Source organism: Actinoallomurus acanthiterrae (assembly GCF_054775715.1).
Map to the genome: position 1 here is coordinate 7,833,276 of NZ_BAAHCO010000001.1, position 21,945 is coordinate 7,855,220.

27 protein-coding genes are annotated in these 21,945 nt (G+C 64.2%); 21 read left to right on the forward strand and 6 right to left on the reverse strand.

Annotated features, from left to right (window positions below; translation table 11 throughout):
• The first annotated feature begins 314 nt into the window (after positions 1-314).
• The gene (locus ACYVF7_RS36905) at positions 315-491 is read left to right on the forward strand and encodes a DNA cytosine methyltransferase (protein WP_460358332.1); all 177 of its coding nucleotides are present in this window, start codon (positions 315-317) and stop codon (positions 489-491) included.
• A gap of 245 nt (positions 492-736) precedes the next feature.
• Here ACYVF7_RS36905 and ACYVF7_RS36910 read toward each other — a convergent pair whose 3' ends face one another.
• On the reverse strand, positions 737-1,126 hold the full coding sequence (locus ACYVF7_RS36910; protein WP_460349841.1) for a hypothetical protein: 390 nt from the start codon (positions 1,124-1,126) through the stop codon (positions 737-739).
• Positions 1,127-1,201: 75 nt separating this feature from the next.
• Between ACYVF7_RS36910 and ACYVF7_RS36915 the strand changes: the two genes are divergently transcribed.
• The 7 genes from ACYVF7_RS36915 to ACYVF7_RS36945 all read left to right on the forward strand — a co-directional run bounded on the left by ACYVF7_RS36915 (position 1,202) and on the right by ACYVF7_RS36945 (position 5,694).
• Positions 1,202-1,573, forward strand: a complete 372-nt coding sequence (locus tag ACYVF7_RS36915) for a DUF1707 SHOCT-like domain-containing protein (RefSeq protein ID WP_460349843.1) — start codon at positions 1,202-1,204, stop codon at positions 1,571-1,573.
• A gap of 67 nt (positions 1,574-1,640) precedes the next feature.
• Complete coding sequence (locus ACYVF7_RS36920; RefSeq protein WP_460349845.1) at positions 1,641-1,931, forward strand: hypothetical protein; 291 nt, start codon at positions 1,641-1,643, stop codon at positions 1,929-1,931.
• Between the two features lie 166 nt (positions 1,932-2,097).
• Positions 2,098-3,135 carry a bifunctional DNA primase/polymerase gene (locus ACYVF7_RS36925; RefSeq protein WP_460349847.1) on the forward strand — a complete coding sequence of 346 codons (1,038 nt, stop codon included), beginning with the start codon at positions 2,098-2,100 and terminating at the stop codon, positions 3,133-3,135.
• Positions 3,136-3,217: 82 nt separating this feature from the next.
• Positions 3,218-3,439, forward strand: coding sequence for a helix-turn-helix domain-containing protein (locus ACYVF7_RS36930; protein ID WP_460349849.1), 222 nt, complete (start codon positions 3,218-3,220; stop codon positions 3,437-3,439).
• A 125-nt stretch (positions 3,440-3,564) separates the two neighbouring features.
• A complete protein-coding gene (locus ACYVF7_RS36935) occupies positions 3,565-4,611 on the forward strand; it encodes a site-specific integrase (RefSeq protein ID WP_460349851.1) in 1,047 nt (348 codons plus the stop codon).
• Between the two features lie 275 nt (positions 4,612-4,886).
• Complete coding sequence (locus ACYVF7_RS36940) at positions 4,887-5,111, forward strand: hypothetical protein (RefSeq protein ID WP_460349854.1); 225 nt, start codon at positions 4,887-4,889, stop codon at positions 5,109-5,111.
• Complete coding sequence (locus tag ACYVF7_RS36945) at positions 5,104-5,694, forward strand: DUF2637 domain-containing protein (RefSeq protein ID WP_460349856.1); 591 nt, start codon at positions 5,104-5,106, stop codon at positions 5,692-5,694. Before ACYVF7_RS36940 ends, ACYVF7_RS36945 begins: the two co-directional genes overlap by 8 nt.
• 236 nt (positions 5,695-5,930) lie before the next feature.
• On the opposite strand, the gene ACYVF7_RS36950 is transcribed toward ACYVF7_RS36945, so the two are convergent.
• Positions 5,931-6,476 (reverse strand): hypothetical protein, encoded by a 546-nt coding sequence (locus ACYVF7_RS36950; protein WP_460349858.1) that lies wholly within the window; start codon positions 6,474-6,476, stop codon positions 5,931-5,933.
• On the opposite strand from ACYVF7_RS36950, the gene ACYVF7_RS36955 reads away from it, so the two are divergent.
• Complete coding sequence (locus tag ACYVF7_RS36955) at positions 6,450-10,781, forward strand: NACHT domain-containing protein (protein WP_460349861.1); 4,332 nt, start codon at positions 6,450-6,452, stop codon at positions 10,779-10,781. The genes ACYVF7_RS36950 and ACYVF7_RS36955 overlap by 27 nt on opposite strands.
• 8 nt (positions 10,782-10,789) lie before the next feature.
• Here the strand turns inward: ACYVF7_RS36955 and ACYVF7_RS36960 are convergent, their stop codons facing one another.
• Complete coding sequence (locus tag ACYVF7_RS36960) at positions 10,790-11,074, reverse strand: hypothetical protein (RefSeq protein WP_460349863.1); 285 nt, start codon at positions 11,072-11,074, stop codon at positions 10,790-10,792.
• 685 nt (positions 11,075-11,759) lie between these two features.
• Between ACYVF7_RS36960 and ACYVF7_RS36965 the strand changes: the two genes are divergently transcribed.
• Positions 11,760-14,111 carry an ATP-binding protein gene (locus ACYVF7_RS36965; protein WP_460349865.1) on the forward strand — a complete coding sequence of 784 codons (2,352 nt, stop codon included), beginning with the start codon at positions 11,760-11,762 and terminating at the stop codon, positions 14,109-14,111.
• Positions 14,112-14,346: 235 nt separating this feature from the next.
• On the opposite strand, the gene ACYVF7_RS36970 is transcribed toward ACYVF7_RS36965, so the two are convergent.
• A complete protein-coding gene (locus ACYVF7_RS36970) occupies positions 14,347-15,084 on the reverse strand; it encodes a helix-turn-helix domain-containing protein (protein ID WP_460349867.1) in 738 nt (245 codons plus the stop codon).
• Positions 15,085-15,278: 194 nt separating this feature from the next.
• Here ACYVF7_RS36970 and ACYVF7_RS36975 point away from each other — a divergent pair, with 194 nt between their 5' ends.
• The 5 genes from ACYVF7_RS36975 to ACYVF7_RS36995 are packed head-to-tail and all read left to right on the forward strand — an operon-like array spanning position 15,279 to position 17,229.
• Positions 15,279-15,692: an ATP-binding protein gene (locus ACYVF7_RS36975; RefSeq protein ID WP_460349869.1), complete on the forward strand. Its 414-nt coding sequence runs from the start codon at positions 15,279-15,281 to the stop codon at positions 15,690-15,692.
• On the forward strand, positions 15,689-15,934 hold the full coding sequence (locus ACYVF7_RS36980) for a winged helix-turn-helix domain-containing protein (protein WP_460349872.1): 246 nt from the start codon (positions 15,689-15,691) through the stop codon (positions 15,932-15,934). Before ACYVF7_RS36975 ends, ACYVF7_RS36980 begins: the two co-directional genes overlap by 4 nt.
• Positions 15,931-16,116: a hypothetical protein gene (locus tag ACYVF7_RS36985; RefSeq protein ID WP_460349874.1), complete on the forward strand. Its 186-nt coding sequence runs from the start codon at positions 15,931-15,933 to the stop codon at positions 16,114-16,116. The genes ACYVF7_RS36980 and ACYVF7_RS36985 overlap by 4 nt, the downstream gene beginning before the upstream one ends.
• 52 nt (positions 16,117-16,168) lie before the next feature.
• The gene (locus ACYVF7_RS36990) at positions 16,169-16,618 is read left to right on the forward strand and encodes a GntR family transcriptional regulator (protein ID WP_460349876.1); all 450 of its coding nucleotides are present in this window, start codon (positions 16,169-16,171) and stop codon (positions 16,616-16,618) included.
• Positions 16,619-16,671: 53 nt separating this feature from the next.
• Positions 16,672-17,229, forward strand: coding sequence for an HD domain-containing protein (locus tag ACYVF7_RS36995; RefSeq protein WP_460349878.1), 558 nt, complete (start codon positions 16,672-16,674; stop codon positions 17,227-17,229).
• Here ACYVF7_RS36995 and ACYVF7_RS37000 read toward each other — a convergent pair.
• Positions 17,222-17,698, reverse strand: coding sequence for an NUDIX domain-containing protein (locus ACYVF7_RS37000; protein WP_460349880.1), 477 nt, complete (start codon positions 17,696-17,698; stop codon positions 17,222-17,224). The two genes, ACYVF7_RS36995 and ACYVF7_RS37000, sit on opposite strands and share 8 nt — an antisense overlap.
• A 3-nt stretch (positions 17,699-17,701) precedes the next feature.
• Positions 17,702-18,445: an XRE family transcriptional regulator gene (locus ACYVF7_RS37005; RefSeq protein ID WP_460349883.1), complete on the reverse strand. Its 744-nt coding sequence runs from the start codon at positions 18,443-18,445 to the stop codon at positions 17,702-17,704.
• A 454-nt stretch (positions 18,446-18,899) separates the two neighbouring features.
• Here ACYVF7_RS37005 and ACYVF7_RS37010 point away from each other — a divergent pair, with 454 nt between their 5' ends.
• The 6 genes from ACYVF7_RS37010 to ACYVF7_RS37035 all read left to right on the forward strand — a co-directional run bounded on the left by ACYVF7_RS37010 (position 18,900) and on the right by ACYVF7_RS37035 (position 21,924).
• Positions 18,900-19,136, forward strand: a complete 237-nt coding sequence (locus ACYVF7_RS37010) for a hypothetical protein (RefSeq protein ID WP_460349885.1) — start codon at positions 18,900-18,902, stop codon at positions 19,134-19,136.
• Positions 19,136-19,279 (forward strand): hypothetical protein, encoded by a 144-nt coding sequence (locus ACYVF7_RS37015; RefSeq protein WP_460349886.1) that lies wholly within the window; start codon positions 19,136-19,138, stop codon positions 19,277-19,279. Before ACYVF7_RS37010 ends, ACYVF7_RS37015 begins: the two co-directional genes overlap by 1 nt.
• A gap of 17 nt (positions 19,280-19,296) precedes the next feature.
• The gene (locus ACYVF7_RS37020) at positions 19,297-19,485 is read left to right on the forward strand and encodes a hypothetical protein (RefSeq protein WP_460349887.1); all 189 of its coding nucleotides are present in this window, start codon (positions 19,297-19,299) and stop codon (positions 19,483-19,485) included.
• 35 nt (positions 19,486-19,520) lie between these two features.
• On the forward strand, positions 19,521-19,829 hold the full coding sequence (locus ACYVF7_RS37025; RefSeq protein WP_460349890.1) for a hypothetical protein: 309 nt from the start codon (positions 19,521-19,523) through the stop codon (positions 19,827-19,829).
• The gene (locus tag ACYVF7_RS37030) at positions 19,826-21,607 is read left to right on the forward strand and encodes an FtsK/SpoIIIE domain-containing protein (RefSeq protein ID WP_460349892.1); all 1,782 of its coding nucleotides are present in this window, start codon (positions 19,826-19,828) and stop codon (positions 21,605-21,607) included. Before ACYVF7_RS37025 ends, ACYVF7_RS37030 begins: the two co-directional genes overlap by 4 nt.
• Positions 21,608-21,732: 125 nt before the next feature.
• A complete protein-coding gene (locus ACYVF7_RS37035; protein ID WP_460349894.1) occupies positions 21,733-21,924 on the forward strand; it encodes a helix-turn-helix domain-containing protein in 192 nt (63 codons plus the stop codon).
• Positions 21,925-21,945 lie beyond the last annotated feature (21 nt).

Here is a 21,945-nt window from a genome sequence, read left to right on the forward strand (position 1 = left end):
AAGGAAGGCCCCCGGAATGAGCGTCCGGTTCATCGACATCTTCTGTGGCGCGGGAGACCGACGCCCTGCTGAGCCCGCCGTACATCGTCGAGGCCCACGGCGGAGGCTCGACCGCACGCCCGACACCCGCTGGCCACCATCACCGCAGGCGGCAATCACCACGGCCTGGTGACCCCCGATGACCGGATCACCTGGGGCGACGGCCACGGCCTGGTCATCCCGTACCGGCGAGGGAAGGCCACGACCACCACGACCCCACCGCACACCGTCGCGACCCTCGACTCGGCCTGTGCCGCCCGGACAAGGCGGTCGACATCTGCGACTTCCGGTTCCGGATGCTCCGGGCCCGCGAGCGCCTGCGTGCCCAGCGCTTCGACGACTCCTACATCGTCACCGGCACGAGCGAGGAGCAGACCATGCAGGCCGGTAACGCCGTCTCGGCCAACGTCGCGCACTGGATCGGCACGAAGATCACCGAAGCCCTGCCATGACCGGCCATCGAATCTGACGCGGTTCATCCGCGCCCCGCCGACTCCACCGCTCCAAAGGAGCCGCCGCATGAGCACACCCACCCAGCCCCAACCGGGCGCACCACTCGCGTCCCACCTCGACCCCGACCGCAGGCCGATGATCGCCCCGGCGAACTGGGCGGCGACGAACGGGGCGACGGAGGTGGGGGCGATCCCGGCGAAGGTGTCGGTGAAGGCCCGGCCGATGGTGACGGCCCGACGACGCGTCAGTCCCCTCTCCTCCGGCACAGGAGGTATGCCACGACCAGAACGACGGTGAGGGAGCCGTCCCAGCCGACGATCGTTGTGGCCTCATCGACGCCGCCATGGATCGCGTACGCCACGCAGGTAATGGTCAGCGCCGCCTTGTTCGCGACCACGACGCCCCAGACGGCGCCATGAACACCTGGGCGCAGGGCGAGCAGTACGAAAAGCGCGGCGCACAGCATCAGCCCGTACATGCGCCACGTCTCCACGACGAGGACGGAACCGTCGGCCTTGAGGACGTCCGACAGGGCGGCAACGCTGGCACCGACCGCCTCGAAGGCAGCGAACCACATCAGCCCACGACCGATCCGCGGCGCGATGGCGGAATGAGGGACTTTGGCGGCTTCCATCGCTCTCCTGTTGTTATGTGGCTATTACCCCGGGAGCCTACGGTGGTGATCTCGGCCCTGCTGGGAAGTTGAGACATGGCGCGGGTCGTCGCGGTCACCGCTCTGGGGGCATCCGGCATTCGCTGTTCGGACGCCGAGCGGGGGCAGCAGTCTCTGCTTCAAGAGGCATTCGCCGAAGGCAGGATCGACCAGAAAGAGCTCGACCTGCGAGTGCAGCGCGCCCTGAGCGCGAAGACGCGCGACGACCTGGCTTTCATTCTCCGGACACGACCCGGTGCCCTCCGCGGAGACGGTTTCGCCCGGCCGGAAAGGTCTGAGCGGGTCGAACTCCGGGTGTGGCCGGACCCGTCGGTGCTAGCGATTTCCGGTCGTTACTCGGCCGGTAACGCCGTCTCGGCCAACGTCGCGCACTGGATCGGCACGAAGATCACCGAAGCCCTGCCATGACCGGCCATCGAACCTGACGCGGTTCATCCGCGCCCCGCCGACTCCACCGCTCCAAAGGAGCCGCCGCATGACCACACCCACCCAGCCCCAACCCGGCGCGCCACTCGCGTCAACCGACCCCATCGGACCCCTCTCGGGGTTCGGGGAGCTGGCCGACGTCTTGGCCGAACGGCTGTATGACGACGCCCACGAAGGATGCGAGACCACCGGCTGCCACGGCACCCCGCGGACCCACTACGACGCCTACGCGCGCGAGCTCCTGGCGGTGATCCTGCCCGTCCACCGCGAGCAGATCGCCCACCAGATCGAGACGCACGGGCTGCCCCTAGTGGCCGACTTCGTCCGCGACGCGAAGTGACCGCCGCGCCGATCTGCCGCCGCTGCCGCTACCCGCTCACCCCGATCCCCCGGGCAGACCGAGCACCCGCTGTGCTCCCTGACCGACACCGGGATGGATCCCCCCAACCGCCTTCGGCGGCCACAGCGGACCGGCAACGGCGACACCGCTCCGACTCGCACTCGAGATGGCCGCCCGCGGCTGGTACGTACTGCCGCTATCGGCGGCCAGCAAACGCCCACTCGGCAACTGCCCCGCGTGCCGGGACCGCAACGGCCGGCCACCACACCGGATCGAAGACTGCCCGTGCATCCCAGCCGGAGCCTGGTGCCACGGCGTCCGCGCCGCCACCCTCGACCCCGAGCGAATCGCGACCTGGTGGCAACACGAGCCCGACGCGATCCCCGGCATCGCCGCCGGACCCTCCGGGCTGGTCCTGCTCGACATCGACACCCACGCCGACACCCCACCCGCTGACCCGGCCACCGGCCTGCTGCCCGGCATCGACCTGACGGCCGAACCGATCTCAAACGCCGTCTGGACAGACGCGAGCGCCTTCCGTGACGGGCGGGACACCTTGCGGCTCCTCGCCCGTCTGCGAGGCGGAGAACGGCCCTGGCCCACCGACCCGGGCCACCGGCCGGTCACCGTCACCACGCCGTCCGGCGGGCGGCACCTGTGGTATCGGGCACCCGCCGCCAATCTCCGCCAGGCGCTCAGCCCACACAGCATCGCCTGGCAGGTCGACATCAAGGCCGGCTGGTCCTACGGCATCGCCCCCGGCGCCACCGCGACCGCCGGGCGCTACCAGATCACCGGCGGTGATCCTGCCCACCCCGGGCTGCTGCCCGGATGGCTCACCCGCGAAGTCCTCCGCATCGCCGCAGCACGCGACCACCGTCCAGCGCCACCGCTGCCTCGGCCCCGCCCGGCCCGTACCGGTGCCCGCGGACCGGCCGCCTACCTCACCACCGTCATCAACCGCGGCGCCGCCGAGCTGGCCGCTCTCACCGACGGCCGACAACGCGCCCTCGCCGCACTCGCCTACCAAACCGGCGGACTCCTCGAATGGTCCGGCCTGGCCCACGACCAGACCACCGAACAACTCATCACCGCCGGAACCGCGGCCGGCCTCCCGTACAACCTCGCCGCCCGCATCGTCCACCGCTCACTCACCCGCGGACTTGATGACCCGCTGCCGGAACCCGGCAGTTCACATCGCTGATCACCTTCGAACGGCCCCGGCGAACAGGCCGCCAAGCACACCCGCCGGGGCCGTTGCCCCTCCGGAAAGGAGCACGTCCATCATGACCGTTGTCACCGTCGATGCTCAGCGGGTTCTCACGAAGGCGCTTTATCGCGTCGCGGAAGCCAGGGAAATCTTGTCCCTCAGCCGAAGCACGGTTTATGAGCTGATTCGCTCTGGCCGCCTTCGCACGGTCAAGGAGGGAGGCGCGCGTCTCGTGCCCGCCTCAGCGATACAGGACTACGTGGCGCTGCTTGAGCGCGAAGCGGAGGACGCCCGCTGATGACGAAGAGGCGAAGCCGCGGGGACGGCGGCCTGCACTGGGACGAGAGTCGGCAACGCTGGATTGCGTCCGTGACCGTTGGCTACACGCCGGGCGGGAAGAGGATCGTGAGAAAGGCCAGCGGGATGACCAAGACGCAGGCCAAGGAGAAGCTCAAGCAGATCATTCGCGACCACGAGGACGGAATCGCGATCACCGGCCACAACTTCACTGTGGGCGACGCCGTCCGCGACTGGTTGAACTTTGGCCTGAGCGGTCGCGATTCCGACACCATCGAGAAGAACCGCATCATGGCCAACGAGCACGTGATTCCGGCTCTCGGAGCAAGAAAGCTCCGGGAACTGTCGGCTGATGACGTCGACAGGTGGTTGGCTGACAAGGCGAAGGCGCTCAGCACGCGGAGTCTGCAGGAGATCCGCTCGATCCTCAAACGCTCCGTCGCGCGGGCTCAGGCACGCGACAAGGTGAAGCGGAATGTGGTCCTCCTCTGCGAGGTGCCGAAGGGCCGTGAAGGCCGGCCGTCCAAGGCGCTCACACTCCCCCAGGCTGAGGCGCTTCTGACCGCGGCCGAAGGCACCTCAATGGAGGCGTACATCGTGCTGTCCCTGCTGATCGGTGCGAGGACGGAAGAGCTCCGGGCGCTCACTTGGTCGCACGTCGACCTCGACGGGAGACGGGACATTCCCGGAACGCCGCCGCTGCCACCCTCGATCATGGTGTGGCGTTCGGTCAGAGCAAGCGGCGATACCAAGACCAAGAAGTCGCGCCGAACCCTCGCTCTGCCGAACCGCTGTGTCGACGCCCTGAGGCGGCATCAGGAACGGCAGGAGGTTGCGCGGAAGGCCGCCGGCGACGCCTGGCAGGACAACGACCTGGTGTTCACGACGCGGGTAGGCACCGGCCTCGACGCGTCCAATGTCCGGCGGTCCTTCCGCCGGGTGGTCAAGGCGGCCGGGCTGAACCCGAAGGACTGGACGCCAAGGGAACTCCGCCACAGCTTCGTGTCGCTGCTGTCCGACGCCGGCGTCCCGATCGAGGACATCTCTCGTCTGGTGGGTCACACCGGGACCACCGTGACGGAGACGGTCTATCGCAAGCAGATCAGACCCGTTCTGCTCGAAGGCGCCCAGGCAATGGATCGCATCTTCCCGAACGGCGATCAAGCGCCATAGTCACTCAATTAGTCACCCGAGCAGCCAAAAGGGCCGGTTCCTTGATCGGAACCGGCCCTTGAGCTGGTGGGCGATACTGGGTTCGAACCAGTGACCTCTTCGGTGTGAACCAGATTCGGTCAATCGATCTTCTCCCTGGTCGACAGGGTTCCAAGCGGGGCGCCTCTCACCTGCGATTACGTCCGGTGGAGTCGCGGTGAGTCTGAGGGAGCCTGAAAGCGTTGGCTCCCAAATTGGCTCCCGTGGCTCCCCTCCCGGACGGGAGAGGAGCCCCTATGGCAATCGAGATCAACGAAGACCAGATGGCCCTCACGGTCGACGGCCGCGAGGTCGCCACGGCGAATCGGACCGGAGACCAGTGGACCGTTACCACCTGGCCGGTCCCCCTCTCTTGCAACCAGGCGATCACAGCGCTGACCCTGGCCGAACGACTCGCCTACGGATACGGCGAGGACGATCCATTCGTCGCCTCCTGGCGCGAGGAGCTGGCCCATGCTTGACCGCATCATCCGGGCCATCACCGCCCTCGCCGTCATCGGCGTGGCCGCGGTCGCCGCTGTCATTTCCTACCGGCACGCCTACGAACTGGTGCGCTCTCACGGCGAGTCGGGCACAACCGCCCGACTCGTACCGCTCACCGTGGACGGCCTCATCTGGGCAGCCTCCATGGTGGTGCTCGACGCCAACCGGCGCACCAAGGCTGTACCACCACTGGCGCTGTGGAGCCTCGGAGCCGGCATCGTGGCGACGGTTGGCGCCAACCCGGCGCACGGCGTGGGACACGGGCCGATGGGTGCCCTGGTCAGCGCCTGGCCCGCCCTGGCTCTCGTCGGCTCCTACGAACTACTGATGATGCTCATCAGAAACGAGCACCGACCCTCTACCGAGAGGGCTACGCACCAGGCCGTGAGCCAGGCCCCGCCACCCGTCGACTTCGACGTACCACCCACGCCATCAGGTGTACCGACGCTGGAACAGGTGGTACGGACGCGATACAGGGCCGGCGATAGCCAACGAGCCATAGCCCGTGCGCTAAAGATCGATCGCCGCAAGGTCAAACGGATCGTCGAACAGACGACATGAGGTTCAGCCCCGCACCATGGCATGGTGCGGGGCTGAACCCTTCACGCGCCGCGAGCAGCGCCCGCCGACGGCACGATTCTCTCGATATGCCCCCTCATGAAGAGTCTGGCTTCGGAATGATGGCCTCAGGTCAAGCGGGAGGTATGGAAGCGATGACGCGGTCGTCAACGGGTGGGGCGGCTACGTCCGGTGGCGTCGGCCATGAGGACCGCTGCTGGGCATGGCTCGCGGCTCATCTACTGACCGAGAACCGGCTCCCAGCGTGGGCCTCTGGCCACCGCTTGGTGGGCGTTGGTAGTCAGACGGCCCGGCCCGTCGACGATGTAGGCGCCCTCACTGACAACGGTGGGTGGTTGATGGTGCAGGCCAAAAAGGGACTCAAACTCAGTGAGTCGCTTGATAGCCCGCTCGCCGAGGCTCTGGCTCAGGCTGTAGAGGTTGTTGCTGTCGGTGTGCCAGACCAGCCACCCCATGGACCGCAGCTTCGGAAGCTCGAGCCCAGTCTTGATCGAGTGTTGATACTGGCGGATGAGCGGGCGCCTGGAACAGTCAGCCGATCGCTGGCGACTGTGACCGAACGACTCCGGACATGGCCTGACGCCGTCCCACTGGTCGAAGCCGTCGCAAGCAAACCCGAGGCCGAAGCCAGGGATGTGCTTTTCGCGCACCTTCGGCGGCTTTGGGAGGAGCGCCAAGATGAGCCAGCGGATGATGCGGTCCTTCGGTGCCTCCTTCGTCCGCTTGTGGTTCGTGCTTTGAACCTGCGCGATGACGGTGAGCATTACTTGTCAGCTCAAGTGATGCTCCGCGATTTGCTTCTCAACGAGGAGAGAGCACAGGATCTCTGGCAGGCGCTAGTCGGTGTAGGACACGGGCTGGCCGAGAAGCAGTCCTGGCTGGACCGCGATGGGCTGGTCGCTGAGCTCGAAGCTCAAGGGTTCCAGCTCAAGCCTGTCACCAGGCTGAGAAGCGACGTCGACCGCTTGCGGCATGTCACCTCAGATAACATCGCCTCGCTGTCGAGCACCGCTGCCATGACTACCCCTGAAGGGCCAGTGCGGCTACTCAGAGAGGTTGGGACAGCCCTGTTCTCTGCCGAAGGCAGCCTCGCGGTGACCGGTGAACCTGGTACAGGCAAAACCGTGCTGCTCTACGGCCTTGCGACCAGTCTCGCGAGCCAACACAAGGATGTTGTACTGCTGACTGCGGAGAACCTGCGGGCCACGTCAGGGCAAACCCGAGATGAGTTGAATCTTGGGCACGATCTGAGGGAAGTCTTGCAGGGTTGGCCTGGTACCCAGCCTGGCGTCCTGCTGCTGGACGGGCTCGACCAAACCCGCGGAGAAGACCCATCACAGTGGCTGCCCCAACTGACGCAGCAACTCAAGGGGAGTCGTTGGCGGATCGTGGCCAGCATCCGGCGCTTCGACCTCCGGAACGGCAGACGGTGGCGAGCCATGTTTCGCGGCGAGCCGGTGGAGACCGAGTATGCAGATGCCAGCTTGACCGGCATACGTCACCTCCTCGTGGGTGACCTTCGCCCGGCCGAGATGGAGCGCCTTCTTGTTGCAAGTCCTGCGCTCGCCGCACTCATCAAAGCTGCAGGTGCGCGCCTTCGGCGCCTGCTAGCTAACCCATTCAACCTGGATATCGCCGCTCAACTCCTTGCTGATGGCGCCCTTGTAGAGCCTGGACATATCGGTAATCGTCTCGACTTGCTCGACTGCTACTGGCAGGTGCGAGTCGCTCAATTCTCAGCTGCTGCTTACGAACGACCTCAAGCACTCGCGCGGGTAGTCGAACAAATGCTCACCGCTCGCCGACAGCAGATCGATAATGTTACCGATCCCGCATTCACCAATTTTGGCCGCGCTCTGAGAGATCTAGTAAGCGATGGCGTGCTTCGTGAACTACCACGTAGGATCGGTCAGCCACAGCCACCGATCGCCTTCGCCCACCCCGTGCTTTTCGACTATGCCGTTGCAATCCTCGCCCTCGGCGACGTCTCCACCGGCGAAAGCCTCGCTGACCGGCTCGATGAGGATCCCAACCTGGCGATGGTCGTGCGGCCTAGCCTCGACTATCGGCTCGCGATCGCGTGGCGCGGGGATCCGACAAGGCAAGAATTCTGGCAGCTTGCATTGCGGCTCACCGCGGCGGCCTCAGGACATCAGTTGGCGGCTGCGGCAGCCGCCACCGCATGCAGCCGAGAGCTAAGAACGACAGATGACCTGAGTCCGCTAATCGATGCGTGCCTTGGAGCCACCCTTGCAGACGGCCCGCAGTGGAGCAAAGAGGATGCGCACCGGCTGGCATTTTTGGTCGCGGCCGCTATCAGCGGCTCGGATACACAGAAGGAACTTCTCGACATATTCACGCCCTTTGCCGGTCGCATCGCGCAGGCGGCTAAGATCGCCTACGATGCCGGCCTTGCTTTGCTGGCAGCCCAGCTACTCGACCGTGCAGCGTCCACACAATTGCCGTTGCCAGATACGATAGCTAGCACCTGGTGGACACAAGTCTTCGTCAACTGCATGACGGTGGCGCTGAAGGATCCAACGGATCCGCGAAGCACCCAGCTCGCACACATCGCAGCTCGACCTCTTGCATATGCAGCCACCCTCGACGGTGCAAGCACGGAAGCACCCGTACGGTCAGCAATTACTCCATCAGCGCTGCGCGCATGGGGCACCAAGGTCGTTCATTGGCTCATCGATCGCCTTCCGGAAGTTGCGGCAGAAAGCCCTGACCTTGCAGTCGAGATTGGCGCAAGCGTCTGGGAATACGAAGAAACGCGAGACCAAGTCACAAATATCACGAACAGTCAGATCCTGGGACTTACGAGCACTGTGACCCAGGATTTGCACCACGCTCGCTGGAGCGTCTGCGAGAAACTTCCCGACCTCGCGACCATCAACCTCGAAGCGACTGCGAAGCTGATCGTCCGTATAACTAATACGCCGCAGATGTTTCCATTCAACGACACACCCGCATCTCACGAGAGACCACATGTCCGATACGGCCAAACTCTGAAGTACGCAGGAGGACTCGCCCATCTAGAAACAGCGGTGAATTCCTTCATTGATCGATTCGAGTTGCAGGCTGCGCAGGTCGGCCCGCGAGAGAACGAGGTTAGCACAGAGAAGCATCATCTCCAGGAGATTGTAAATCTGTTGATCGCCCAACTCTCGCATGGTGAGGTATGGCAGCTCTTGCTCTATCGGGCCGCAACGGCCGAATCGCCAGCGCTAGCCGAGCTCCTTGCGCCCGCATTGGGGATCGCCCTATTCGGATACAGCAAGACCCGAAAACCTGCAGGGCTCCTCGCAGCCCGCCTATCGCCGCTGCTCGCCCCGGACGTACACCGGGCCATCGAGACCGCCATCCTCTACGCAACCAGCGCCGATGGTGATGAGATCAGCGATCCGAGACTCAAGGAGTGGCGACAGCGCGACCGTGACACGCTACTCAGCGCACTCGACCGGGACAAAATCGTCACCTCTGAGGCGCGCCACCATCTCGAGGAACTCACAAGCAGCGGTCGCGAAATTATGCCACTTCCTACAACCTCGCCGGCTGCCTGGAACGACGAGGAAAGTAGCTGGTTCGAAGATCGCCAGACCAGCCTTCCCGGCGAGCGTAGCTTGATCGATAGAATCTCTGACGATGTCACGCAGGCAATCCAGCAAACCGGAGATCGAGACGAAGCCGTACGCGCAGAGGGCTGGGAGCGACTAGCCATAAGCTGGCAGACACTTCGTCAGGAACTCGCCAATAGTACCGATCAAAGCAACGCGGAAACAAGTAAATCTCGCCTCGTCAACGGCGCCAAGCGGCTCGCGCAATCTCCACTAACTCGGCCTGAAGAGGATTTGGGCCAGCATGTCTTTGCCGCTCTTCGCGAGGCGCTCCCTTCTGCTACCAACCCTCCCGCTCGGGACGAAAATGATTGGAACTCGACGGGTTGGGTCGTAACCACCACGACGGAAGCCGTGGAAGGCCTCATATATCTGGCGCGACGAGCCGATTGGCAGGCCATCCATGGAAACGCGCTATCGACAATAGTAAAGCGCTACTTGGACTCCCCAAATCCAATCTACCGGATTCTGAGCACCGAAGCGATTAGCAGCATATTCCCGGAAGCGCAAATACTGGAAGAACTTACGCGAAGACTATCCACCGAGCCCGACCCTCGAGTGCTTACTCAACTGATACTTGTCTTGGGCGCTTATAGGCAGGCGAAACCGCTCGATGTTGACCGCGTTATGCAACAGATCGCCTCTGAGCCACAATGGGCTATTATCACGACAGACGCCGCAACTGACGGCACCCTAAGGAATGACGACCGGACAGAGATCGCCGTGCACCTGATCGTCATTCTTGCGGTTACACATGGCACGCCATATGCGCATAATACAGCGCACGCATGGCTCTCCCTGCCGATGGAACATACTCATCGCGCAGAGCGGGCACCAGCCTGGCTTCGCTACTTTCTCAATCCACCTGACATAGCTGAGACAGAAGCTCAATCACGAGCATTTGAACTACTGACACTTCCCCTGAATTCAATAAAGAAGACTTGGGCGGAACAACTAGTAGCAGAATCAGCTAACGTCGACCATTTGAGGAACGCTCTTAAGGTCGCCCATAACGTAGTCCAGGAGATATACTTCGCTAGTGGTGCAGTAAAGGGCAAAAACGAACCCACCGAAGAACCCTTTACGCCAGGATTGGAAAGGTTCTCCGAACTAGCTCTTCCACTTTTGGAGGAGTACAGCGACATACATCATCCTCAGGTTACCCATTACATTATTCAGACCATAGACCACATAAGTCATTTTGCGCCGAAGCGGGCACTGCTCGCCGCCATGCGAGCTGCAAGCGGTGACCAGGGCTACGCTCAAGAATCCTTGGCCCTCAATGCGGTCCTAAAGCTTATCCAACGCTATCTAGCAGATCGACGTGCGCTCATTGTTGGTGACAGGGAATGCACAACCGCAGTGAGGAAGCTGCTTGAAACCTTCGTCCGCGAAGGCTGGGAAGAAGCAATCCGTTTCGCGGAAAACCTAGAGGATATGTTCAGCTAAGGAGAATGTCATCCCGGACGGCCCAGGTCATAGTGGAAGCGAAACGCCGTCCACCGTTCGGTCTCCACCCGCGCACGGCGCAACCCCAGCACCGAGGCAACCTCCGACTTCAGATTGTCGTAACGGACCTTTCCGGTCGGCACCCCGCCCAGCACGCGAAACGCATGCTCGTGGCCCTCGAAGAACGCCTCCTGGCCACCCGACAGCGAGACCCGCTGCACCGCCTTGCCCAAAAACGACAGCCGGAAGCAGAACAGGAAACACTTGATCTCTTCCCCGGCCAGACGCACCACGACCTCACCGAAGTCGACCTCCGCCTCGGCCCCCGGCCGGTGCCCTGCGGCACGAACGCCTCGGCAGGAGCACGGCCCGCCTCCGCCCTGATCTGCGGCTTGCGCTCCGCGATATAGGCCCGGACCACGGGATAGGACATATCCGACATCCCGTACTCGTCGATCAACCGATGATAGATCCGCGTGATGCTATGCCGCTGCTTGCGCGGCGCGTCCAGGTCCACCCGCAACATCTCATCGATGGCAGGCTTGAACCGGTCCAGCTTCGAGCCCCGAGGTGGCAGCTTCTTCCGCGACTCAGGCCACGCCGACGACAGCGCCTTGACGATCGTCCGTCGGCCCACACGGTACTTCCGCTCTATCGCACGGCCCGACATCCCAGCGCGGGCATCTCGGCGGATCGCGGCGTACAGTTCGACCTTCGAAGGGGACATGAGGACGCTCCTCGACTACGGGACGCATCCAACATTTCACCATACGTCACAGGGTGCGGTCGAAACTCACGAACAACGACTCCACCGCAACACAGCCGCGGTCACACGTGACGAGCAACTGCGGTCAACTCTCGAGCATGTAGCCAGGCTTCCCAGTGCGTGATGTCTCACTGCATCACTCACGCTCATAGGTAGATGGCATGTTGTGGTTTTTTGGATTGGCGCGGCGGTTAGCGCGGTAGGAGTGGTGCATGGGCGGTCGTCGGTGGGGTCGTTTAGCGTCGGGTTTTGGCGCTGTAGTAGCGGTCGTTGCCGGGGTTGCGGTCAATCAGGTTGGCGGTGATTCGGCGTGGCCGTGGCAAGTCACCATGGCTTCCATCGCTGCGATCGCTATGTGGCTGGCAGCGACACTGAGTTACCCTCCGGCCGCGAAGGAACCGGTATCCCCGCCCAGCTCGGGAGAACTTGGGCCGGCACCGGACGTGGTGCCGGTATCTGGCACTACGGACAGTATGGTTCAGGCTCGTGAGATCTGCGGCGGCACCAACATGTCTCACGGCCCGGCCAGCACGTTGCCGGTGCCCCGGCAGCTGCCGACCGATCCAGCATCGTTCGTGGGCAGGGAGACCGACCTAGCCACGCTCGACGCGCTCCTGGCAAACAACGGCGAAGCTCACGCGGTAGTGATCTCAGCCATCGCTGGGACCGGGGGCGTGGGGAAGACAACGCTCGCAGTTCACTGGGCCCACCAGGTCCGTAAGCACTTCCCTGACGGTGACCTGTTCGTGAATCTACGGGGCTATGACCCTGGCCAACCGGTGACACCCAAACAAGCCCTTGACGGATTCTTGCGGGCACTCGATGTACCCACTGAAAAGATCCCTCCGGAACTCGATGCGCAAGCCGCACTGTTCCGCAGCCTGCTCAACGGCCGCCGGACGCTGGTGGTACTAGACAATGCCGCCAGCATCGAGCAGGTCCGGCCCTTACTTCCTGGCACCACTGGCTGCCTCACACTGATCACCAGCCGAAGTCGCCTCTCGGGGCTGGCCACCCGCGAAGGAGTTGCTCGCGTACCCATCGACGTGTTGTCCCCTGAGCACGCTGTGAATTTGTTGCGGCAGGTCATCATCGACTCGCGAGTGGACGCAGAACCGGACAAGGCGGCCGAGCTGGCCCGGCGCTGCGGTTATCTACCCCTGGCGCTACGGATCGCCGCCGACCGAGCGGTCACCCATCCCCACCTGACGTTGGCTGACCTGGTCGAGGAACTCGTGGACGAGTGTGGCCGCCTTGACGTGCTAGCCAGCGAAGACGACGAAACCACTGCAGTACGCGCTGTCTTCTCGTGGTCCTACAACAAGCTGCCGCCGGATGCCGCGCGGGTCTTTCGGCTTCTGGGCCTGAACGCCGGCCCCGACCTGTCGAGTGAGGCCGCCGCAGCCCTGACCGGATTGACCAGACCCCGGGTCCTGCGGCTACTCGACACACTGACGAGCCAGCACCTGCTGGGGCAGACAGGACGAAACCGCTACCGATTCCATGATCTGTTGCGCGTCTATGCGGCCGAACGCGCGATGCTGGAGGAATCTGAGGCCGAACGCTCTATCGCATTGGGTCGGATGCTCGATTGGTACCTGCACACCGCGCGAGCGGCGCGGCGCATCATTCAACCCAACATCTATGAGGCGCCCACCGACGCCCCGGACCCTGCGTATCCACCGCTAACTTTCTCGAGCCATGACGAGGCGCTGGGGTGGTTTGAGCACGAGCGGACCAATCTCGTAACCGCCGTCCGTGAATGCGCAAAGGGTGGCAATGACCCTGCCACCTGGAGACTTGCTAATCTTCTCGTGCCCTTCCTTGCACTGCGTTGGTACCGAGACGATTGGCTAGAGACCCTACAACTCGGTCTTTCGACCGCGCGGAATTTGGGTGATCGGAGCGCACAGGCCTTAATGCTGATAGATCTTGGCGATCTGCATTGGGAGCTGAGGCGTTTCGACGAGGCGATCGAGCACCATCAGCGGGCACTGTCCCTCAGCCGGAACGCTGGTACGCCGTGGACGGAGGGTTTCAGCCACCACGGCCTTGGCTGTTCCTACGCAGATCTGCATCGACCTGACGAGGCGTTCCGTCATTTCCGACAGGCGCTGGAAATCTTCCGCGCTGCTGGGGAGCGCCGAGGTGAGGGCATCGTTCTGACAAATCTCGGAGCCGCCTACCGTAGCGCCGGACAACCGGAAGAAGCGATCGCTTGCCATAGACAAGCGATATCCATCTTGGAGGAGACTGCAAACGACGGAGATCGCGCGGGGTCGCTGCGACTGATGGGCGCCGTCTACTACGATCTGCGACGATTTCCCGACGCTATCGATCACTACCGCCGGGCGCTACGAATCTTCCGCGAGAAGAGGGACCGACGCTGGACCGCTCGTACCCTTTTCGGCCTTGGAGAGGCTCAGTCCGCCGACCACCAGACCGATGCGGCACTCCGCTCCTGGCAGGAGGCACTCGCTATCTTTACCGACCTCGGCGACCCGATGGCCGACGAGATCAAAACCCGCCTGACGGCCCTCACTGCAGACTCATCCGATACCTGACGAGCTCAATGCAAAACAGCACGCTCGTTGCCAGTCACAGTCTGACGCCACAAGCCATGTCGTCTAAACACCCCGGGTGATCTTCGCTGCGGATCAAGTGTGGCTGGCAGGGGCGGGGTCGAACCGAGGCGTCTCGGCGTAGCAGGGCCGCACACTGTCCTGTCGTTTGCCCGTGCGGGGGCGAGGGCTCGTCGGGTGGTCTCACCGTGTACGGCGTCGGCACGAAGTCCCCATATCAACGATCAAGCCACACATGGGCAGAGTGCCATACTCGTTCGAAACTTCCCAGGTACACGTTAGCCAGGTCATTCTCCTCACTGCACCGAACATGAAGTACAGGCGCATTTGAGGCGGCTACACCGTACGCGTGTGGGTTCACCAGAAGCTCGTCATCCGCACCATAAAGTGAGGCGTACAGTACGGTCCGATGTAGCCGGATCTCCATGCAACTGGTTTCTCGCAGCGGCTCGTACAACACAAGGCTGTTTCGTATCTTGGCCGACATCGCATCATCCACACCTTCATCGGCACCGCGTTCAGCAACATGGGTACAATCCGGATCGCCAAGTAGAATGCGCACCGAGACACCAGCATTTGCCTTCGATGCAAGAATTCGGAGTATTCCCACGTCCTCGGCAAGGAAGAGGCCGGAGTAGACGAGAATACGGATCTCCTGTTTGGCTTGACTGAAGAGCAACTGCCACACATGGCGCGGAACAGCCCAGCGGTGGGCGTAAGCCGCTTCAATCACGGCGCTGCCGCGATGTTGTGGCAAAGGCGTCGGTGCTTTACTTCGCCAGATCATCGTCTTATCGATGCCGAGGAAATTCGCCAATTCGGATTGATGGCGGGGATAAGGGCGCCGCCCTTCCAGCCAGCGCCGTACGGTCTTCGGGTCTACACCCAAACGAGCGGCGACTTCCTGCTCTGTCACGTCGGCTTCAGCGAACGCGCGCCTCAAGATCTCGTTCACCGCAATCCTCCAACCGTGCCGGTCTGGACCGACGCTAACACAAGACGTCCCTAGACGTCCCCTAGTTGCCCGTGAGAGGTCCGGGCTCGGACGCGAGCCTGTTTGGACATGTGGCGGATCGCTCTGGTCCGTCGCTCGCGGACGGGTCGCAGGCTGCGAGGCGCAAGATGACTCAACCCTCTCGATCGAGCTGCATGGTCATGCCGGCCTTGCCACACGCGGTCGGCAAGGCGCGGCAGTATGCGCGGTGGCTGCTCGACACGTGGAAGCTGGCATCGATGACGGACACCGTCGAGCTGCTGGTCAGTGAGTTGGTGACGAACGCCATCAACGCGACCGGCGTCACCGACGTACCCGAAGACATCAACCAACTCGTCGGCAAGGTGCAGCCGATCTACCTCTGCGTCTCGGTACGGCCTGAGGCGGTGCTGATCGAGGTCTGGGATTGCAGCAGCACACGGCCACGGCAGCGTGTGGCAGCGGACGACGAAGAGGAAGGCCGCGGGCTGGTGCTCGTACAAGCGCTGTCGAAGGAATGGGGCTGTGTCCTCCTGCCGACGGGCGGAAAGATCGTCTGGTGCGAGTGCCTGATCGAGGGATCGGCATGAGCAGTCGCCGGAAGAGGTACCGCGAGGTCGCGGACGTCATCCGTGATCGGATCGCACGCGGCGAGTGGCAGCCACGAGGCCAACTCCCTTCTCAAGCGGAGATGGCCAAGGAGTTCGGCGTATCGGGCAGTACGGTCTCCGACGCCATCTCCCATCTCCGCGAGCGCGGGTACGTCTGGACGCTGCCGCACAAGGGCAGCTACGCGCGGCCGGCCGAGGACTGGCGAGAGGAGCCCTCGTGAATCCGCGTGACGAGCGGCTACAGCGCTCGCTGGCGGAGTTCTACGCCATGCTCGACAACATGCGGTTCACAGGCGCCTCTCAGGTCGTTGAGGTTCAGCACCTTAAGATCCTGGTCGGCAAGTATCCGGAGCAGGCCCGGAGCTTCCTCGCCGATCACGACGAACGATCGCGCGCAGACTGATACGACTGCCGTGACGCGCGCAGCACGGGAGACGCGTAGTGAGAGGACGACGGTGAGCCCACGAGAGACTGCATGGGGCGCGTACGCGCAGATTGCCGAGGTTCTGCGACAGCTCATCAGCAGCGGAGACCTCGCGCCCGGTTCTCTTATGCCGTCCGAAGCCGCCTTGTGCGATGAGTTCGCGGTTGTCCGTAACACCGTGCGCCGTGCCCTGGCCGCGCTTGAAGACGAGGGGCTGGTCGAGACGCTGCCTGGCAAGGGTCGCGTCGTGCGTGGTGAGGCACCGACGCAGTATGCGTATAGCCGGATCGCTGCCGACCTGCGCGATCGAATCGCGCGCGGGGAACTCGCCACCGGCGACCCGCTGCCCAGTGAGGCCGCGATCGTGGAAACCTACGGCGTCGCGCGTGGTACGGCACGCCAAGCGCTCGCCGAGCTGGAAGCTGCTGGCTTGGTCGAAACGCAGCACGGCAAGGGACGTTTCGTCCGCAGACGTCCGTAGAAGGTGCGCCAACGTCCGTGGACGTCCCTGCGTCGCCTCGTAACGTCGGAGGCATGAGCCAAGCCGACTGGGCCGCTGAGATCGCCCGCAAGCTTCTGCAAGAGCCTCTGCCTCGCCGCTGGGCGCACACTCAGGGCGTCGCCCAGCGTGCGCGCTGTCTCGCACCGGTCCTCGGTGAGGACGGCGATCTCCTCGAAGCCGCCGCTTGGCTGCACGACGTCGGTTACTCCCCTGATCTTGTCGTAACCGGCTTCCACCCTCTGGACGGCGCTCGGTACCTGCGTGACGTCGAGCACGCCGACCGACGCCTGTGTGGGCTGGTCGCTCATCACTCGTGTGCGGCCAACGAGGCCGATGAGCGCGGTCTCCTCGGTGTCTTGATGGACGAGTTCGAGCCCGCGGATGAGCTTCTGGCCGACGCATTGACGTACTGCGACATGACGACGACGCCGGACGGGCGGCCGATCACTGTGGAGCATCGCCTCTCCGAGATTCAGTCCCGCTACGGTGAGGGCCACCTCGTCGCGCGGTCGATCAGGCGTTCGTCACCGCACATCGTGCGTTCTGTGAGGACCATCGAGCGCGTGAAGCACGCAGCCGCGTTCAGTTGATCTCTGGAGTGTCTTCGGCAGACAAGTACCGTTCCAGTCGGCGCCGCATCGATCGATCCATCGTGTAGTCCGGCAGATCGTCGGGGGCGACCCATCGCACCTCGCTCGATTCATCGCTCGGCGTCGGTTGCCCGCCCACTGGGCGGCCGGTGAGAACGATCGTGAACTCCTGGCGTACCTCGTCGTTGCTGGTGTAGTGGAGGACGTGTTTCGGATCGGTGTAGATGCCGACGAGGCCGGTGATCTCGCAGTCGATGCCGGACTCTTCTTTGGTCTCGCGGATGCCGGCCTGCGCGAGCGACTCGCCCAGGTCGATGGCGCCACCGGGGAGGGACCAGTTGTCGTTGTCGGTTCGGCGGATGAGGAGGATCTCGTCTTTGTCGTTGGTGACGACGACGTTGACGGAGGGAACCATGCTGTTGGCTTCGGGGGCGTTGGGGTCGTCGTAGTAGTCGATCCTGCGGCCCATGGCTCAGTCCTCCGGTAGTGGCCTGGCGCCTTCCCAGACCCGTTCGAAGCTCGCCTCATACGTGTTGACCATGTCCCCGCCGGCGACCCTTCGCAGGTGCAGGAAGGGCGCGTTGGAGGCGCTCATGCCGTACACGTGGGTGTTGATGAGGAACTGGTCGTCGGCGCGGTAGATCGAGTTGTACAGGACGGTGTCGTGTAGCCGGATCTCGACGCCTTCCACCTCGCACAACGGCTGGTACATCCGAATTACGCTGCGGACCTTCGCCGCCATGCCCTCATCGATGCCCTCGTCGATGCCGCGTTGAGCAACGTGCTGGCTATCAGGATCACCGAGCAGGATCCGTACTCGCGCTCCAGCGCTCGCCTTGTCGGCGAACAGCCTTTGGATCCCGGAGTCTTCGGCTAGGAACAGTCCGCTGTAGACAAGGACGCCGATCTCCTCTTCGGCCGTTTCGAAGAGTCGTCCCCACAAGTCCCTTGGGACCGACCAACGGTGTGGGAAGACGGAAACGATCTCGCTCGCCGACGCTGCGGTCACCTGCTCGCCGGAAAGTGCGTCAGGCCACAGGTAGCCCTCGTCGAGTCCCAGATGCGTTGCTGCTGCGTAGCGGTGTCGGCGGTAGGGCGTGCGCTCCTGACTGATCCAGCGTTCGACGGTCTTCTCATCAACGGCGATCGCTTCGGCAAGAGCAGCCACGGTGATGCCCTTCTGGAGCAGGGCTGCTCGTAGCCGTTCGTTCGCCATCTACCCGACCGGATCGCAGGACGTCTTGGGACGCCAACACCCTAGTCAGGACGTCATGAACACGTCCAGTCATGTAGGTGCTCGTCACGGGTGATCGGCGCATCCTCGATGGCGTAAGGAAATCCCGATAAGCCAGAGCCCGCGTTCCGGCGAACAACCCAGACCTTGACAGGCGCTAAGACGCCGCACTGTATTTGTAAACATGACTAGTCCTGTTTACGAATAGGGGATCGCTGGGACGCGGGCTCGGAGAGGAGCCCTCGATGCACCTTCGCGCCCTCCTACTGGACAACCGGAGTCTGCAGTGCCCGTGTGGCGCACGCGCCGAGCGCCGGTTCGACCTTTGCCGCAAGTGCCGTGCCCGGGCCGCCTGGCTCCGCCGTACCGCGCGTGCTCGGCGGGGTACACGTGTCCGCCGCACCTTCCGCCGCAACACCGAGGCGGTGAACCGGTAATGGCCATCGCGATCGCCGGACTCGCCCTCGTCCTCGCCCTCACCGCACTCGTACTCATCGGCCTCGTGATCGTCGGTACTCATCGCGAGGCTTCCCGGACCGGACTCGACTCCACCGCTCCGACGCCGCTCGCCACCTTCGCTCGCTGCGTCCTCGGCGTACACGTCCGCAAGAACGCCGAGGACCGGCCCACCGAGCCCACTCAGATCACCGAACTCATCAAAGGACGGAGGTGATGCGTGTGCGCCGGCTCCCGGACGGTTTCTCCGGTCGCCGCTGCCCGTGCGGGGCGCTCGTCGAACTCGGCAACCGGCTGTGCCGCAAATGCCGATGCCGCGCCCGCTGGCAGCGCCGCAAGGCCCGCAACGACTGGTTGTGAAAGGAGGTGACGCCTCTATGACCGTTTCCGTGCCCCTCGTCGTCCTCCTCGGGGCCGGCGCCTGGGTGGCCTGGCGCTACATGGGCCTGCGTGTCTGGCACGCGGTGCTGTGCCTGCTTTTCGGATTCTTCCTCGCCGCGACCAGCGCCGCCCCCGAGATCCATCGCCTGGTGACCGCCGTCGTGCAGTGGCTCACCAGTGCCTGAACAACCCGCAGCCGACCGAAGGAGGCGATGCCTAAGTGCCCGACCATCGCAGCATCAGGCCTGATCATCAGGAGGTCATCACCCGCAACGACACCGCCCGTCACATCGTCGCCGGATTCTCCGACGCACTGCCCACCCTCGCCCGCTACTGGCACACCCTCGATACCGCCCTGTCCGATACTGCGAAGCTGGCCGGCGCGCTCAAGAGCCTCCGCCTCGATTACGCGAACCTTCTCGCCGCTGCCCGCGCGACGCTCAGCGCCTACGCCGACGGGGAAACCGACCACCTGGCCTACCTCCGTGACGAGCTACACGTCCAGACGGAAAGGCGGGCCGAGCGATGAGGAATCGTCAGCTTCGACGCCACGCCCGCAAGATGAGCCGCCACGGCATCCAGCCGATGATGGTCATCAACTCCGACGACCAGCTACCTGACATGATCGGCGTGCTGATCGCCCGCTGGCTGTGGCGCTACCGCTCCGAACTCGCCCCCGTCCACCTGGCCTACCTCACGGCCCTCGCCGCCTGGCTCCTCCATGCCACCCATCCCACGTGGTGGCCCGAACTCCTTTCCGCCGCAGGTGCGGCCGCAGCAGCGCTCGCGCGCTTCGGCCAACGCATCGGTCTAGCCAGGCGCTCCGAACGGTTCTACGCAGCGGTCATCGTCATCGCGGTGGGCGTCTGGCTCACCGCGGCGACCGTCGAAGGACCCGTGCACCGTCCGCTCCCGCAGGCTCTGCTTATCGGCGGAGTCCTGCTATCGGTGCCATGGTGGGCGCACCGGCGCCGGCGCGCACGAGTCCGCGTCGAGCGCGCCCTTGAGTCCTGGCCGCAGATCGCCGAATCGGTAGGCCTGGCTGGCTCTCGCGTGATGTCCGCCGTCGTCGATGCCTGGGGGTGGACCGCCCGTATGGCTCTGCGCCGTGGGCACACCGTCGCCGACGCCATCGGCAAGCTACCCGCGATCGAATCCGCACTCGGCACACGTCCAGGCGCCGTCCGAATCGAAGCCGACGCCGCACGGGCCGACCACTTCCTCATGCGCGTCCTGCACACCGACCCCCACGCACGCCCGATCCCCTGGAAAGCACCCGACATCCGCTCGATCACACAGCCGATCCCTCTGGGTGTGTTCGAGGACGCTTCTCCGGCAACCGTGGTGCTGCTGCGTCGGCACGCGCTGATCGGTGGAGTCGTCGGCTCCGGAAAGTCCGGTGTCCTTAACGTCATCCTCGCGGCGCTGACTGCGTGCGATGACGTGGTGGTCTGGGGCATCGACCTGAAGGGCGGGATGGAACTTCGCCCCTGGGTCCGCGCTCTGGATCGCCTAGCCACCACACCCGAGCAGGCGACACGGCTCTTCCAGGACACGGTGGCCGAGCTGGACCGGCGCGCCTCCGAATCCGGCCACCACGGGGCGCGCGTCTGGGAGCCCACATGCAGACATCCCGCCTTGGTGATCGTGGTCGATGAGTACGCCGAACTGCCCGAGTCCGCGACCGCCTACGCCGACTCGATCGCCCGTCGGGGGCGTGCCGTCGCGGTGACCCTGCTGGCCGCGACCCAACGGCCCACGCAGAAGGCCATGGGACACGGTGCGACACGCTCTCAGATGGACGTCCGGATCTGCCTGCGAGTGCGGGAACGCCGCGACGTCGATCTCATCCTCGGGCAGGGAGCGTTCAACGCAGGCTGGCACGCCCATAACCTCGACGCGCCCGGCAAGTTCCTCATCTCCGATCCCGAACACCCAACCGCCAAACGCGCCCGCGCGTACCTCATCACCGACCAGGACGTCACTGCCACCGCGGACCACTACGTCGCCCAGCGGCCGGTGCTGAACCCACCGCACCCGGTTCCTGAGCCGCCGGACTTCTCCCAGCCGTCCGAGGAGGGCGCTCCCGAGGAACCAGCACCGGAGACGGCGGAGGAGCGCCTCTGGCGAGCACTGCTGTCCGCCCCAGACGGCGGCATCTCCGTCCCCAAGCTGGTCAAGATCACCGGGCTGAGCCGCCCCACCCTCTACCGGCGCCTCACCGAACAGGTGAAGGCCGGCCGAGTGACCCAAGTCGGCCGAGGCCGCTACCGCACCGCAGACCCCGAATCCGGCCACGCGACGTGATCGTCTCAACGTCTCACTCCCCCGCGCGCCTGCACGTACAGGGCCCGAGATGAGACATGAGACAACGCCACCGGCGACCACTCAACGTAACGACAACCCGATGGAGGCGAGCGCGCCAAGAGGAGGTGAGGCAACTGCAGGCGTACACCGTCGAGCAAGTGGCCGAGATGCTGCACATCGGCCGTGACAAGGTCTACTTCCTCCTCCGCACCGGCAAGCTGCGAAGCATCAAGATCGGCAAACTACGCAGGATCACTGATCAGCACCTTGCCGAGTTCATCGAGCGCACAGAGACCAAAGGACTGACCCGACCGTAGAACGCCGTGCTACGTTGCTCT